Here is a 13,937-nt window from a genome sequence, read left to right as displayed (position 1 = left end):
CTGCGACGTCGTGTAGCTGCCGAGCACGGCCACCCGCGCCTTGCGGGAAAGCGACCCCGCCCTCGGCAGGCAGCGCGCGACGACGCCGGCGGCGGCCCCCCACGCCCCCACCTCGGCGCCCGCCGCGGGCGCCGCCCCCGCCCCCCCCCCCCCCCCCCCGCGCTCCCCCCCCCCCGCCCGGGGGGGCCCCCCCCCCGCGCCCCCCCCCCGCCGAGTCGTGCCGGCACCCACCTCGTGGCCAGGTCTCGGTCGTCGATCTCCGGCACCTGACCGTGCCCGGAGCGATCGCCCTCCGATCTGGCATGTACGCCATCGACTGGCTGCGTTCGCCTTTTGACCGAGTTAGGCTGGCTGCTGACCAGGGAGGTGGACCATCGCCGCCGAGAAGGTCACGTCGCGCCAGTACGACCGCTGGTCGGAGGACCATCGTGCCGACGTCGAGGTCGCCGATGGCCAGGTGGTCACCGCCGCCGTCGCCTCCGCCCGGCGCCGGAGAATGGCGCGGCACATCGCGAACGCGTTGGACGCCGCCGGCGGGCCGGAGTGGAACGCGGACGTCGCCGTCGAGATATGCCTGACCGAGGCGCCGCTGACGATCCGCCGCCCAGATGTCGTCGTCTACCGCGCCGACGCGCTCGACACCGCCCCGATGCACGCCGACCGGGTACTATGCGTCGTCGAGCTGGTCTCCAGCAGTTCCCAGGCGACCGGCCGGATCGTCGGCGTGCATCGTTACGCCCAGGCCGGCATCGGCCATTACTGGCGGATCGAGTGGTCGGCCACCGGCGTCCCGGTTGCCTGCGCCTACGACCTCGACCCGGCGTCGCAGATCTACCAGGAGCACGCCGTCCGCGGCGGCCTGGTTCACGTCACCACCCCGTTCCCCGTGACGATCAACCTGACCCAGCTGCCGTAACCCGGCGCCCGGCCGCCGGTGGCGCTGGCCCGTCGCCGCTGGGCGGCGCTGGCCCGGGGAGCGGGCGCTGACCGCGGAGCGCGGTGCGCCATCGACCAGTTGGTTGATGGGCGGATCAGCCGGCTCGCGGGCGGGGATGACCGGACGGTTGATCCACAACGGGCGCCGGCGGCGGCAGTGTTGTGTCATGGCTGGTTCAGGCTCCACCGCGATCGAGGTAGCTGGCCTCGAGAAGCAATACGGCGACCGCGAGGTACTGCGCGGAGTGTCGTTCAGCGTGCGACAAGGTGAGATCTTCGGCGTCCTCGGGCCCAACGGTGCCGGCAAGACGACGACCGTCGAGATCATCGAGGGACTGCGCAGGCAGGACCGGGGCACGGTCCGCGTCCTCGGGCTGGACCCGTGGGCGGATCGTCGGGCGCTCACGCCCCAGCTCGGCGTCCAGTTGCAGGAGAGCGAGCTGCCCGGGCGGATGACCGTCGACGAAGCGCTGGCGTTGCAGGCCGCGTTCTACGACGCCCCCGTCGACACCGCGGCGCTGCGCGACGAGCTCGGCCTCGCCGAGGTGCGCCGGACCCGGTTCGGCAAGCTGTCCGGCGGGCAGCGCCAGCGCCTCTCGCTCGCGCTGGCGCTGGTCGGCGACCCGCGGGTCGCGGTGCTCGACGAGCTGACCACGGGCGTCGACCCGCACGGCCGGCGGGACGTGTGGGACCTCGTCGAGCGGATCCGCGATCGCGGCGTGACGATCCTGCTCGTCACGCATCTGCTCGAGGAGGCCGAGCGGCTCTGCGACCGGGTCGCCGTCCTCGACGCCGGCCGGATCGTCGCCCTCGACACCCCGGCCGCGCTGGCCCGCGCCACCGAAGGCACGTCGACGATCCGGTTCCGGCCGTCCACGCCGATCGACGACTCCCTCCTCACCGCCATTCCCGAGGTCGCCTCGGTGACCCACACCGGGCCGACCGTGCGGGTCACCGGCACGGGCGAGCTGGTGCACGCCGTGGTCGTCGTGCTCGCCCGCCACCAGATCGTCGCCCAGGACCTGCGCATCGAGCAGGCCACGCTGGACGACGCCTACCTGTCGCTGACCAGCTCGCCAGCCCCCGAACCGAGGGACGCGGGCGAGAACACGCCCCAGGCCAAGGCACCGGCTAAGGCATCGGCCCAGGGAAGCACCGCCGGCCGCAAAACGAGGAGGTCCTGATGTCCCGCAAGGTGCTCGAAGCGCTGGTGCGCAGCGAGGCACGGCTGGCGCTGCGCGACCCTGGTACGACGTTGTTCGCCGTCGGCCTGCCCGTCGTTCTCGTGGTGATCCTCGGCTGTGTCCCGTCCTTCCGCGAGCACAGCGCCGATCTCGGCGGTGCGCGGGTCATCGACCTCTACCTCCCGATCACGATCGTCATGGTCGTCGCGCTGCTGGGGCTGAGCCTGGCGCCCGGCGCCCTGGCCAGGTACCGGGAGAAGGGCGTCCTCAAGCGGCTGGCGACCACCCCGGCGAGCCCCGCGTCGCTGCTGGCCGCTCAGGGCGCCGTGATCGCGATCCTCGCGGTCCTCGTCGCGGCGCTGCTCCACGTGGTCGGTGCCGCCGCGTTCCGCGTGCCCGCGCCGGAACAGCCCGTCGGCTACGTGCTGGCGCTCCTGCTGACGATCGCGACCCTCATCGCGCTCGGCCTGCTGATCGCGGCCGTGGCGCCAAGCAGCGGGGTCGCGAACGGCATCGGCGTCGGGCTGTTCTACCCGCTGATGTTCTTCGCCGGGCTGTGGGTGCCCCGGGAGGCGATGCCGCGCGTACTCGTGGACATCGGTGACGCGACCCCCCTCGGAGCGGCGGTGGGCGCCTTGCAGGACTCGATGTCCGGGTCGTGGCCCGGCCTGGTGCATGTGGGAGTGATGGTCGCCTACATCGTCCTGTGTGGCCTCGGCGCGGCCCGCTGGTTCCGCTGGATGTGAGGGATCGAGGCGCTGGACGCGCTCGATCCCGTCGGGCGCCAGGGCGCCCTCCCCGGCTGGTTTCGGGGTTGGCGTGTTCGGACGGAGCTGGGCTGGTTTGAGGTCGGTCAGATGGCTGCGTTGGCGCTGCGCCTATGCGCCGTCACCAGTCCACACCAAGTACAGAACCCCGACCCCTGTCGGGCGCCAGGGCGCCCTCCCCGGCTGAGATCGCGGTTGGCGTGTTCGGACGGAGCTGGGCTGGTCTGGTCCGAGGTCGGTCAGGTAGTTACGTTGGCGCTGCGCCAATGCGCCGTCACCAGTCCACACCAGGTACGAATCTTGGGCGAATCGGGAAAGAGGTGTCGCATGGCCGACCCGGCCGACCTGGTGGGGGGGTCGACGGTGCCTGGCGCGTCCAGCGTCGGGGCCGAGCCGGCGGCGCCCGACGTCACCGGCTCACCGGCCGGGCGGGGCCTTCCCAACGCGACCGGCGACGCCGCGTCGCCAGCGAGCGCGGACGTCGTGGTCGAGTCCTGGGAGCGGCGGGAGATGCTTGCCTACCGCATCATCCCGTATGTCGGCCTCGGCCTCTCGGTCCTGCTGTCCGCCCTGGTGCCGAGCGATGACGGCTGGTCACAGGTCGCGGTGGAAATCGGGCTCTCCGTGGTCGCCGCGGGCTGGATGGTGTGGTTCCGCGTCCTGCATCCGACCTGGGTGGGCCGGCGACGGCTGATGACCGGCTATCTGGTCATCCTGTTGGTGCTGATCGCAACCCTGGTCATCCTTGCGCCCTGGTTCGGCTTCTTCGCCTTTACCGGCTACCTGGAGTCCACCGCGCTGCTGACCGGGTGGCGGCGCATGCTCGGCGCGGTCGTCACCGCGATGATCGTGGCGACGTCGCAGGTCGGTGGGGTGCCGACGTCCTGGGGCTACCTGCTGCTCTACGTGGTCGTCTTCGGCTTCAACGTCGGTGTCGCCGGCACTCTGACCTGGTTCGACGCCATCTCCACCGAGCAGCGGGCCGCCCGCGGACGCGCGATCGCGGAGCTCGGCGAGGCCAACCGGCGGTTGCAGGCCGCGCTCACCGAGAACGCCGGTCTGCACGCCCAGCTCGTGGTCCAGGCTCGGGAGGCCGGCACGCTGGACGAACGGGCCCGGCTCGCCCGGGAGATCCACGACACCCTCGCGCAGGGGCTTACCGGGATCGTCACCCAGCTGCAGGCCGCCGAACAGGCGGGCGCGCGAGGCCACCATCTGTCGACCGCGCTGCGGCTGGCCCGCGAAAGCCTGACCGAGGCCCGCCGGTCGGTGCAGGCGCTGCGCCCCGCCGAGCTCGCCGACGCGGCGCTGCCCGACGCGCTGGTCGACGTCGCGGCCCGCTGGACACAGGCGAACGGGGTGCCGGTCGAGGTGTCGACCACCGGGCCGGTCGTCGCGCTGCACCCGGAGGTGGAGGCCACGGTGCTGCGGGTCGCCCAGGAGTCGCTGGCCAACGTCGCCAGGCACGCGGCCGCGACCCGGGTGGGGCTCACGCTGTCCTACATGTCCGACGTGGTGACCGTCGACATCCGCGACGACGGCGTCGGGTTCGACACCGACACCGACGTGGCCGGCCCCGGCCGAGCCGAGAGCGGCGGAGACACGCGCGGCGGCGGGTTCGGGCTGGCCGCGATGCGCCAGCGGGTCGCCCGGCTTGCCGGCGGTTTCAGCGTCGAGTCGGAGCCGGGCGCGGGCACCGCGGTGTCCGCGACGCTGCCGGCGATCCCGGCGCCACGCGGCGACGCCGAGACAGCGGGAGCCAAGACAGCGGGAGCCAAGACAGGGAGAACGGCGACGACGGGAATCGAGACGACGGGAACGGCGACGACGGGAACGCAGACGGCGGGAAGGGACCGACCGATGGTCGAGGCACCTGCGTGGGCCGTCGATGCCTGAGCCGTGTCCTCCCGACTACGGGGAGCAGGTAGACCGTCCGGTGCGAGTGCTGCTCGTCGACGACCACCCGGTGGTACGCGACGGGCTGCGCGGCATGTTCGCCGACACCCCGTCGATCGAGGTGGTCGGCGAGGCCGGCGACGGCGCCGCCGCCGTCCGGCTCGCGGGCGCGCTGCGACCGGACGTGGTGCTCATGGACCTGCGGATGCCGCGGCTCGACGGGGTCGGCGCGATCACCGCGTTGCGTGCCGCCGACAGCGACGCTCGGGTGCTGGTACTGACCACGTACGACACCGACAGCGACGTCGTCCCGGCGATCGAGGCGGGCGCCACCGGCTACCTGCTCAAGGACGCGCCCCGCGACGACCTGATCCGCGCGGTGCGCGCGGCCGCCCGTGGTGAGGCGGTGCTCTCGCCGTCGGTCGCGACCAGGCTACTCGGCCAGATGCGGGCGGCACCGGCCCCGACACGCGACCCGCTGAGCGCCCGGGAGCTGGAGATCCTGGCGATCGTGGCCCGGGGCGCCACCAACCGGGAGGTAGCCCGGCGGCTGTTCATCAGCGAGGCGACGGTGAAGACCCACCTGCTGCACATCTACGCCAAGCTGGACGTGAACGACCGGGCCGCCGCCGTCGCCGAGGCGTTCGGCAGGGGCCTGCTGCCCACCCGCCGCACCGACTGACCACCGAGACCACCAGCGGGCGGACGGCCGAGCCCGCGGGCCAGGGTGCCGCGCGGGATCAGCGACGCCTGAGCCCCTGCGCCATCTTTGCCACGGTGCAGAAGTACTGGCGATGGATCTCCAACAGCTGGGCGGCCTCGGCGCGTGTCGCCACCTTGTCGGACTTGGTCTTGCAGCCGGGGCAGACATAGTGAGCCATGACGGGATCCTCCTCCGGAAGTGCCGACCCAGGGATTGGTGTGTTCCCTGGTGAGTCGCCCACTATTCCTCAGGAAGGGGCAGACTTCAGGCAAGTCACCGAAAGCGCCCATGCGTGGACGGGATGCAACACAACCAGGTTAGTCCGGGGACGGCACGGGCACCGACGGTGCCGGCCGGACAGCTGGCACCGTCGCCGGAAGATCGGGGTTCTCCAAGACCGTCCGAGCGTCCCTGACGAAGGTGATCCACAGCCAGCCGCCGACGTCGATGCCCCCGGTTCTGCCCGGCTCCGGCGTCGCCTCCGCCGCGGCTGTGTCGTCTCCGCCGCGGTCGTATGGCACCCGCATGCCGCCGGGTAGAGCAACCGATGGTTGCCTTTCCGCGGAAGCGGCGTTAACCTCACCAGCAACCAATGGTTGCGATAGTCGGGAGGTCTGATGGAGTACGCCAGCATCGAGCGCGAGATCCACATCGATGCCCCGCCGTCGGCAACCCCTGGGACGCCCGGCTGCGGCGGATCAAGCAGATCGCCGAAGCCTTCCAGAAGAGCCAGTGAACGCGTCCCGGCCGCGGCTGGGTGGAGAAGAGGAGAGAACGATGGTGGACATCCTGCATCGCGTGGGGATCACGGCATCGCGCGAAGCGGTGTTCCGTGCGCTGACGACGCCGGAGGGCCTGGCGGGCTGGTGGACCGACGACACGCACGGAGACGGCGAGGCCGGCGGCGTGCTCAAGTTCCACTTCGAGCCCGGCGGCTTCGACATGAAGGTGCTGGAGACCCAGCCGGCGGAGCGTGTGCTCTGGGAGGTGATCGGCGGCCCGGAGGAGTGGGTCGGCACCCAGGTCAGCTGGGACCTGCGGACCGCGGGCGACTACACGATCATCATGTTCGCTCACCAGGGATGGCGTGAGCCCGTGGAGTTCATGTACCACTGCAGCACCAAGTGGGCGACGTTCCTGATGAGCCTGAAGTCGCTCCTGGAGACCGGCACCGGCGCTCCCGCGCCCCGCGACGTGCAGATCAGCGACTGGCACTGATCAGGCGCTGGTCGGGGAAGCCTCATATCGCCGGGCAGGCCGGCAAACCGATGGGTGGCCGCGGGCCGGCACGACCAGGGGCCACGGGCCACGGACAGAGGTGAACCCATCGGCGTCGCCTCACCCGGTCACGTGCGCGTGCCCCAGACGGTGACCGAGGCATGGACCCCGACACGAAACCAGGGCTCCCGCGCTACGCAGCGCGGGAGCCCTGGTTGGAACGGGCGACGCGGTCGACGTGACGCGGTCGACCTCGACATGGCCGACCGGGGTCCGGCGTGTCGGCATGGCGGGTCACTTCCAGTCGGGCGGGCGCAACCCGAGTGCGCAGTCGTCGGTGGGCAGCGCGGGGCAGGTTCCCGCACAGTCCGGCCACACGCAGCGAGTACGCGGCTCGGCGGGCGTACGGGTGAACAACCGGCGAAGCAGGCGGAGCAAGGCAGCCACGAAACGCCTCCAATCAGCGGATGTATGGGGTCCCCACAAGCCGGTAGCGGCGCCGTGCGAGCGGTTTCCAGCCGCCGCCGGCGTCGGGCCGGTGCCGAGCGTCCTTGGCGAAACGATCCCGCTGCCTGATCGGCGGGCAGCGTCGCGGCGACCTGCGCCGGGTGCGGGGCGACCAGGCTCCCGCCGACCTCTGGATCACTGCCGGGCCGGATGGTGTCAGCACGGCGATCGCGGTCAGGGCGGCGTCCGCCGGCCGGCAGGTGCCGCTGTGGGTGCGACTGTCAGTGCGGCTGGTGGTCAGCGGTCAGATCATCGAGGCCGCGGTCACCGGGTCGCCGCCTGCGCTGGAGTGGGATGGGAGCGCATGGGCCGCCCGGGCAACCACAAGGGAGCGGATCCGGTACATCGACATTCCCCTCACAGCAAGATCATCCTGGGTGTGAGGTGGCTGCCCAGACGGCCCCTGATCTCCGCGACGACCCAGGAGAGCTCTCCGCTGGGCGCGGTCGTCGCGAGACTCATCGAGCCACTGAGCGTCCCCCTTCGCCGTCTCGTACAGCGCCGCCCCGGTGTCCAGCTCGACGTCGGACGAGTAGACAGCCCTCGCCATGCTCGCCGTCGGCGCCGCCCCGGAGTTCCAGTCTGGGTAGGCGGCGAACAGCGACGAGCCCGTCACCGAACAGATCACCGACGCCGACACCGACACTAGCCCCGTGACCTGCCGATCCTCTCTCGCGTTCCCGACCGGCGACGAGGTGCCCACACCCATAAGGGCCAGGACCTGGGGTTCATGGAGGGCCGGCGTGGAGGAGCTGGCGCAGGCGGGGGCCGTACGCATCGCCACGTTCGTGCCGCACCAGCACAAGATCAGGACCGTGACGCCGGCATGTGCCAGTGAGCGACAGTTAGTGACCTTGGAACGACGAAGCGGGCCCGCACCATCGTGCGAACCCGCAGGTCAGAGCGGAGGCTCGGGGATTTGAACCCCGGAGGGGGTTAATGCCCCCAACCGCATTAGCAGTGCGGCGCCATAGACCGGACTAGGCGAAGCCTCCCAGCGTGCTAGTCAATCATAGCGGTTGGACCGACGGGTGTGGCGGCCGGCCGGGCCGCGGGCACCGTCCCGCGAGATGGATCTGTCAAGTACTTGTGCGGCGGCGGGATGTCTGGCTCGGTGGGATTCGCGGTGGTCCAGACGTACCTTGCGCGGCATGCGAGTGATACTGACCGTCGTTGATCCGGTCCGTGGGGTCAGCAGGGACGTCATGCTGGAGGCGGACGAGGAGGCACCTGTCCGGGAGGTGGGGCGGGCGCTCGCCGGCCGCCTCCGCGCCAGGACGGGCGGCGTCGACGTGTTCGTCGGCGGGCGTGCGGTGGACGGGCGGCTTGGCCTGCGGGAGTCGCCGCTGGTCGACGGCGCCGTGGTCAGCCTGAGGTCGGCGGCGGGGTGCGCCGCGGTGGGCGAGCCGGTCGGGCTGGTCGAAGCGCGGGTCGTCGGCGGGCCGGGCGCCGGTGTGGTGCATCGGCTCGGGCCGGGCGAGTTCCTGATCGGCACCGGGCCGGACTGCGCCGTGACGCTCGACGACCCGACGGTCGCGGGTGTGGCGATGGTGCTCGTCGTCGGGGCGGACGGCTCGTGCGCGGTGCTCCCGGCGGGGGTGGGCGACGGGTTCGGCGAGGTCCTCCTCGACGGGGAGCCGTTGCCCGCGGCCGGACGGCTACTGCCGCTGCCGCTCGTGGCCGAACACGACGAGACCGGCCGCGGTGGTCGCGTGGCTGGCGACGGCGACGGGGGCAGCACCGCCCCGGGCCGCGTCGCCGACCTGGCCAGCGGTCACGACGATGCCGCGCCGCTCCGGCCCGCGCCGATGTTGGCGGTGGGGGCGGTGCTGTTGACCGTGACGGTCGCCGGGCCGCCGGACCTGGCGACCCGGCCGGCCGCGGACGGACACCGGCTCGATGTGAACCGGCCGCCCCGGCTGTCATCGCCGCGGCCCGACGTCCGTTTCCGGCTGCCGCCCGCGCCCGCGCGGCCCGAGCGCCGTCCGGCGCCGATCCTCGGGGCGCTGCTGCCGGCGGTGGGCGCGGGCGTTATGGCGTTCGCCCTGCACATCTACTACCTGCTGCTGCTCGCGCTGCTGGCGCCGCTGGGAATGGTCGCCTCGCATCTGAGCGGCGGCCGGCGAGCCCGCCGGGCGTATCGCCGCGACCTCGCCGAGCACCGGCGCCGGCTCGCCGACATGGAAGGCGAGATCCGGGCGGCGCTGGTCCGGGAGTGCGCCGCGCGCCGCGCCGGCGCGCCGGACCCCGCCGAGGTGCTGCTCACGGCGGTCGGGCCGAGGCGGCGGCTGTGGGAACGGCGCCGCGGCGATCTGGACTACCTGCGCCTGCGGCTCGGCACCGCCGACCTGCCGAGCGAGCTGACCGTCGAGGACCCCGCCGAGCAGCGACCGCACGACGGGCACCGGCCACGGGGGTGGAGCCGGACCGTGCCGGACGTCCCGGTCACGGTGGCGCTCGCGGAGCGCGGCGTGCTCGGCATCGCCGGCCGCGGCGAGCTGCCGCGGGTGGTCGGCTGCTGGCTGCTGGCCCAGGCCGCCGTCCTGCACAGCCCACTGGACCTGGTCGTCTACCTGCTGACCTGGTCGGACGCGGACGGCGCATCGGCCTGGGACTGGTCACGCTGGCTGCCACATGCCCGCCCGCCTGCTGAGGCGGGCGGCCAGGACGCCGTCGTCCGGGTCGGCCTGGACGACGTCAGCAGGGCGCGCCAGATCGGGGAACTGGCCCAGCTGGTCGCCGCGAGGACCGCGAGCCGGGGTGGCCGCCCCGTTGCCCCCTCTTCCCGCGGCGGCACCTCCGCCGGCCTGCCGGGGCACTCGGCCCCCATCCCCGGGGAGCCGGACGTGCTCGTGATCCTCGACGGGGCACGCGCGCTGCGGGCGCTGCCCGGAATGGTGTCGGTACTGCGCGACGGCCCGGCCGTCGGCATGTATTCGATCTGCCTGGACCGTGACGTCCGGCTACTGCCCGCCGAGTGCCAGGCGGTGGTGGAGCAGGCTCCCGGTGGGCTGCGGGTCAGGCAGGCGGGCGGGGCCGCCGACGTCGACGACGTCCGACCCGACCTCGTCGCGACCGCGGCGGCGCTGGACCCGTCCGGCCAGACGCTCGGCGGGACGGTCTCCGTGCGCGGCGCGGCAGCCTGGTGCGAGCGGGCGGCCCGTGGGCTCGCGGCGCTGCGCGACGTCGGCGGCGGCCGGGAGGAGTCGACGCTGCCCACCGCCGCGCGGCTGCTCGACGTCCTGGATCTCGATCCGCCGACGGCGGCGGCGGTCGCCGCCCGCTGGGCGGCCGCTCCCGGCGGCGGCACCTCGTTCACAGTCGGCGTCGGGCTGAGCGGGCCGTTCACGCTGGACCTGCGGCGGGATGGGCCACACGGGCTGATCGCCGGCACGACCGGCTCGGGAAAGTCGGAGCTGCTGCAGTCGATCGTCGCGTCGCTCGCGGTGGCGAACCGGCCGGACGCGCTCACGTTCGTGCTCGTCGACTACAAGGGCGGAAGCGCGTTCGCGGACTGCGTCGATCTTCCGCACTGCGTGGGCCTCGTCACCGACCTGGACAGCCATCTGGTCGCGCGGGCACTCGCCTCGCTGAACGCGGAGCTGCGTCGCCGCGAGCACGTACTCGCCGACGCCGGCGCGAAGGACCTCGAGGACTACGAGCGCCTGACCGGTCTGTCCCGCCCGGGTGCTTCCGGTGCCGCCGGCCGGCCGCCACGACTACCACCGCCACCACGGCTGGTGATCGTGATCGACGAGTTCGCCTCGCTCGCGAGGGAGCTCCCGGAGTTCGTCGCCGGGCTGGTGAACATCGCGCAGCGCGGCCGGTCGCTCGGCATCCACCTGCTGCTCGCCACCCAACGGCCCGCCGGCGTGGTCTCGCCGGAGATCAGGGCGAACACCAACCTGCGGATCGGGCTGCGGATGACAGACGCCGGCGAGAGCGCCGACGTCCTCGATGCTCCAGACGCCGCGTGGATCGCCCGCTCGACGCCGGGGCGGGCGTTCGCGCGGCTCGGGCACGCGTCACTGGTGACGTTCCAGGCCGGCCGGGTCGGAGGCCGGTCGACGTCTCCGGGCCCGGCGACGGGTGGGGGCAGGGGCAGGGCCGCGCGGGCACCATGGGTGGTCGAGCTGCCCTGGGCCGCGCTGGGGGCGCCGGCTCCCCGCCGGCCGGCGGAGGTGGCGGACGACGGCGCCGTCAGCGATCTGCGGCTGCTCGTCGGCGCGGTGCGCGCCGCGGCCGAGCTGGCCGGTGTGCCCAGGCAACCTGGCCCTTGGCTGCCGCCGATGCCGTCGCTGGTCACGTTGGGCGACCTGCTCGCCAGCGCGGCGCGCCCGCCGGCCGCCCGCGGCACGCAAGGCGGGCGCGGGCGGCTGGCCCCGATCCCGATAGGGCTGTCGGACTTCCCGAACGACCAGGATCAGCGTCCCTACCTGATCGACCTGGACAGGTACGGCCACCTGCTGGTCGTCGGGTCGGCGCGATCCGGCCGGTCGACCGTGCTGCGGACGTTCGCGGGCGCGCTGGCGGCCACCGTGCCGTCGCGCGACGCGCATCTGTTCGGCCTCGACTGCGGCAACAACGCGCTGCTGGCGCTCACCGCGCTGCCGCACACCGGGGCCGTGGTCAGCGCGGACGCGCCCGAGCGGGTGGAGCGGCTGTTCGACCGGCTGCGCGCGGAGGTCGCCGCCCGGCAGGAGGCCTTCGCCAGCCGCGGGTACGCGGACCTCGGCGAGCAGCGGGCAGCCGAGCCGGCCGCCGCGCTGCCCTACCTGGTGCTGCTGCTCGACAGGTTCGAGGGCTTCCTGGCCGCCTTCGAGAACCTCGACGGGGGGCGGTTCGTCGACGAACTGTCGCGGCTGCTGCGCGAAGGCCCGGCGGTCGGCCTGCGGGTGGTGGTCAGCGCCGACCGGCGTGGCCTGACCGGCCGGGTCGCGTCCGCGATCGAGAACCGGCTGGTGCTGCGTCTCGCCGACCGGGGCGACTATCCGCTGGCTGGCCTGGCGGGCTCGGCCGTGCCGGACGGGCTGCCGCCTGGACGCGGGTTCCGGCTCGGCGACGCCGACGAGAACGCCGCGGGGGGCGCCGGCGAAGACGCCACCGACGAAGTCGACGAACCCGAGCGCGACGGCGCGGTGCGGTCACCCGAGGGCGCCCATCCGAACGGGACGGCCGGCGCGGATGAAGGCGGGGGTGGTGGCGGAGCCGGGGGAGCGGTCGGGGGCGCGGCTGGCACGTTCGCTGGGCGGGGCGGCCGGTCCTGGAGGGCCGCGCCGGGTGGGGGCTCGGCGGTCGGCGCGGCACCGGCGGTCGAGACCCAGGTCGCGCTGCTCGCCCCGGACCCGTCTGGCCAGACGCAGGTCGCCGCGCTCGCCCGTATCGGCGCGTGGGCGGCGGCGCGGGACGGTGTGCCGCCCGGCCCGGCGACCGGCCCGCGCACCGACCAGTGCCGGCCGATGCGGATCGACGCCCTGCCATCACGGATCACGCTGGCCGAGACGGCGGCACTCACCCGATCACTGTGGCCGACGCCAGGGCGCGGCGGGCCGTTGACGACGCCGGGATCGCCGGCTCCCGCCGAGGCGGCCGTGACGCCGGCAGGTCCGCCAGGCACGATGGCGGGCACGACAGCGGGTGCGGCGGCGGCATCGCTGGCACCGCCGGCGCCGCTGCTGGGCCTGGTCGGCGTGGGCGGCGACGAGCTGGGCCCGCTGATCGTGGATCTGGCCGAGGACGGCCCCGGCTTCACGGTCGCCGGGCCCGCGCGCTCCGGGCGCAGCACCGCGCTGGTCACCCTGGCGACGACCCTGCTCGCGGGCGGAACCCGGCTGGTCCTGGTCACGCCGCGGCCCTCGCCGCTGCGCGGGCTGGCCGGCGCGCGAGGCGTACTCGGCCCACTGGACGCCGCCGCCGACGCCGGCGACCTGGCCCGGCTGCTGCGATGTGCCGGCCGGGATGACGACGCGCCGACGGTCGTGTTGGTCGACGACGCGGAGCTGCTCGCCGACACGCCGCTGGCCGCCGGGCTCGCCGACTTCCTGCGCCGGGCGCGTGACACCCGGTCCGCGCTGGTCGCCGCCGGGACGACCGAGGATCTGCTCGGCCAGTTCCGCGGGTTCCTGCTCGACATGCGCCGCTCCGGGTGCGGCCTGCTGCTCTGGCCCGGCGGACCGGCGGACGGCGAGGTGCTCGGCCGGCGGCTCTCCCGCTCGGCCGGCGGTGCCCATCCCCCGGGACGGGGGCTGTATATCCGGCGCGGCATGCCGACACCGGTCCAGGCCCAGGTCCCAGTCACGCCCGGCGATGTCCAGTTCGGGGGGTCTCACCCCCGAATCACGGACCCGCCTAGATCACCTAAGCTCGCCCCGCTACCCGCCCCGGGCATCCACCGAGGCGCGGACAGCCGGATCCCCTTTCCCCGCGACGGCGAAGGAGCCGACCCATGAGAACGGTGACGACCCCGGCGGCGCAGGCCGCCGCCCGTGGCCTCGGCGGCGAGCTGCCCGGCCTCGCCGCGATCACGACCGACCTGAGCCGCCACGGCGGCACGCTGGCCGACCCGAGGAACTGGGAGGGCCCCAAGGCCCAGACCTTCCGCACGCAGGTGTGGCCGGAGGTGGAGACCACCCTGACGAACCTGCGGACCAACCTCGACGAGCTCGCCAGATCCATCGCCGAGATCAACCGTCGGATCGCCGACGCGGGCGCCTGAGCCCACGCGGG

General features: G+C 73.7%; 12 protein-coding genes and 1 tRNA gene. 8 read left to right on the top strand and 5 right to left on the bottom strand.

Translation table 11 applies throughout. The annotated features are described in order from the left end of the window. The first annotated feature begins 373 nt into the window (after positions 1 to 373). From QOZ89_RS33285 to QOZ89_RS33265, 5 genes are all read left to right on the top strand, one after another. The gene (locus tag QOZ89_RS33285; protein WP_071049680.1) at positions 374 to 916 is read left to right on the top strand and encodes a Uma2 family endonuclease; all 543 of its coding nucleotides are present in this window, start codon (positions 374 to 376) and stop codon (positions 914 to 916) included. 187 nt (positions 917 to 1,103) lie between these two features. After that, positions 1,104 to 2,120 carry an ABC transporter ATP-binding protein gene (locus QOZ89_RS33280; RefSeq protein WP_312627679.1) on the top strand — a complete coding sequence of 339 codons (1,017 nt, stop codon included), beginning with the start codon at positions 1,104 to 1,106 and terminating at the stop codon, positions 2,118 to 2,120. Beyond that, positions 2,120 to 2,866: an ABC transporter permease gene (locus tag QOZ89_RS33275; RefSeq protein ID WP_312627677.1), complete on the top strand. Its 747-nt coding sequence runs from the start codon at positions 2,120 to 2,122 to the stop codon at positions 2,864 to 2,866. The genes QOZ89_RS33280 and QOZ89_RS33275 overlap by 1 nt, the downstream gene beginning before the upstream one ends. A 348-nt stretch (positions 2,867 to 3,214) precedes the next feature. Further along, on the top strand, positions 3,215 to 4,783 hold the full coding sequence (locus QOZ89_RS33270) for a sensor histidine kinase (RefSeq protein WP_312627675.1): 1,569 nt from the start codon (positions 3,215 to 3,217) through the stop codon (positions 4,781 to 4,783). Further along, entirely contained in the window at positions 4,776 to 5,465 is a 690-nt protein-coding gene (locus QOZ89_RS33265) for a response regulator (RefSeq protein ID WP_071049684.1), read from the top strand. The genes QOZ89_RS33270 and QOZ89_RS33265 overlap by 8 nt, the downstream gene beginning before the upstream one ends. Positions 5,466 to 5,523: 58 nt before the next feature. Here the strand turns inward: QOZ89_RS33265 and QOZ89_RS33260 are convergent, their stop codons facing one another. Together QOZ89_RS33260 and QOZ89_RS33255 are read right to left on the bottom strand one after the other, a co-directional pair. Further along, on the bottom strand, positions 5,524 to 5,664 hold the full coding sequence (locus QOZ89_RS33260) for a hypothetical protein (protein WP_198543299.1): 141 nt from the start codon (positions 5,662 to 5,664) through the stop codon (positions 5,524 to 5,526). A 139-nt stretch (positions 5,665 to 5,803) separates the two neighbouring features. Continuing rightward, positions 5,804 to 6,013: a hypothetical protein gene (locus tag QOZ89_RS33255; RefSeq protein ID WP_071049685.1), complete on the bottom strand. Its 210-nt coding sequence runs from the start codon at positions 6,011 to 6,013 to the stop codon at positions 5,804 to 5,806. A gap of 250 nt (positions 6,014 to 6,263) precedes the next feature. On the opposite strand from QOZ89_RS33255, the gene QOZ89_RS33250 reads away from it, so the two are divergent. After that, positions 6,264 to 6,704, top strand: a complete 441-nt coding sequence (locus tag QOZ89_RS33250; protein WP_071049686.1) for an SRPBCC family protein — start codon at positions 6,264 to 6,266, stop codon at positions 6,702 to 6,704. Between the two features lie 294 nt (positions 6,705 to 6,998). Here QOZ89_RS33250 and QOZ89_RS33245 read toward each other — a convergent pair whose 3' ends face one another. From QOZ89_RS33245 to QOZ89_RS33235, 3 genes are all read right to left on the bottom strand, one after another. Next, entirely contained in the window at positions 6,999 to 7,151 is a 153-nt protein-coding gene (locus QOZ89_RS33245) for a hypothetical protein (protein WP_198543300.1), read from the bottom strand. A gap of 304 nt (positions 7,152 to 7,455) precedes the next feature. Next, the gene (locus QOZ89_RS33240) at positions 7,456 to 7,920 is read right to left on the bottom strand and encodes a hypothetical protein (protein WP_312627672.1); all 465 of its coding nucleotides are present in this window, start codon (positions 7,918 to 7,920) and stop codon (positions 7,456 to 7,458) included. Positions 7,921 to 8,115: 195 nt separating this feature from the next. Continuing rightward, positions 8,116 to 8,206, bottom strand: a tRNA-Ser gene (locus tag QOZ89_RS33235). A gap of 156 nt (positions 8,207 to 8,362) precedes the next feature. On the opposite strand from QOZ89_RS33235, the gene QOZ89_RS33230 reads away from it, so the two are divergent. Together QOZ89_RS33230 and QOZ89_RS33225 are read left to right on the top strand one after the other, a co-directional pair. After that, positions 8,363 to 13,660: an FtsK/SpoIIIE domain-containing protein gene (locus QOZ89_RS33230; RefSeq protein ID WP_312627669.1), complete on the top strand. Its 5,298-nt coding sequence runs from the start codon at positions 8,363 to 8,365 to the stop codon at positions 13,658 to 13,660. Beyond that, positions 13,657 to 13,926: a pyrophosphorylase gene (locus QOZ89_RS33225; RefSeq protein WP_071049689.1), complete on the top strand. Its 270-nt coding sequence runs from the start codon at positions 13,657 to 13,659 to the stop codon at positions 13,924 to 13,926. Before QOZ89_RS33230 ends, QOZ89_RS33225 begins: the two co-directional genes overlap by 4 nt. Positions 13,927 to 13,937 lie beyond the last annotated feature (11 nt).

This window comes from Pseudofrankia coriaricola (assembly GCF_032027725.1).
Lineage (GTDB): Bacteria > Actinomycetota > Actinomycetes > Frankiales > Frankiaceae > Pseudofrankia.
The sequence above is the reverse complement of the archived record's forward strand: the minus strand, read 5'-3'. Positions and strand labels throughout refer to the sequence as shown.

What these genes read in the sequence shown, in the direction of transcription:
- QOZ89_RS33280 (WP_312627679.1), top strand. Translation starts at nt 1,104, where the DNA reads ATGGCTGGTTCAGGCTCCACCGCGATCGAGGTAGCTGGCCTCGAGAAG.
- QOZ89_RS33275 (WP_312627677.1), top strand. Translation starts at nt 2,120, where the DNA reads ATGTCCCGCAAGGTGCTCGAAGCGCTGGTGCGCAGCGAGGCACGGCTG.
- QOZ89_RS33270 (WP_312627675.1), top strand. Translation starts at nt 3,215, where the DNA reads ATGGCCGACCCGGCCGACCTGGTGGGGGGGTCGACGGTGCCTGGCGCG.
- QOZ89_RS33265 (WP_071049684.1), top strand. Translation starts at nt 4,776, where the DNA reads ATGCCTGAGCCGTGTCCTCCCGACTACGGGGAGCAGGTAGACCGTCCG.
- QOZ89_RS33260 (WP_198543299.1), bottom strand. Translation starts at nt 5,664, where the DNA reads ATGGCTCACTATGTCTGCCCCGGCTGCAAGACCAAGTCCGACAAGGTG.
- QOZ89_RS33255 (WP_071049685.1), bottom strand. Translation starts at nt 6,013, where the DNA reads ATGCGGGTGCCATACGACCGCGGCGGAGACGACACAGCCGCGGCGGAG.
- QOZ89_RS33250 (WP_071049686.1), top strand. Translation starts at nt 6,264, where the DNA reads ATGGTGGACATCCTGCATCGCGTGGGGATCACGGCATCGCGCGAAGCG.
- QOZ89_RS33240 (WP_312627672.1), bottom strand. Translation starts at nt 7,920, where the DNA reads ATGGGTGTGGGCACCTCGTCGCCGGTCGGGAACGCGAGAGAGGATCGG.
- QOZ89_RS33230 (WP_312627669.1), top strand. Translation starts at nt 8,363, where the DNA reads ATGCGAGTGATACTGACCGTCGTTGATCCGGTCCGTGGGGTCAGCAGG.
- QOZ89_RS33225 (WP_071049689.1), top strand. Translation starts at nt 13,657, where the DNA reads ATGAGAACGGTGACGACCCCGGCGGCGCAGGCCGCCGCCCGTGGCCTC.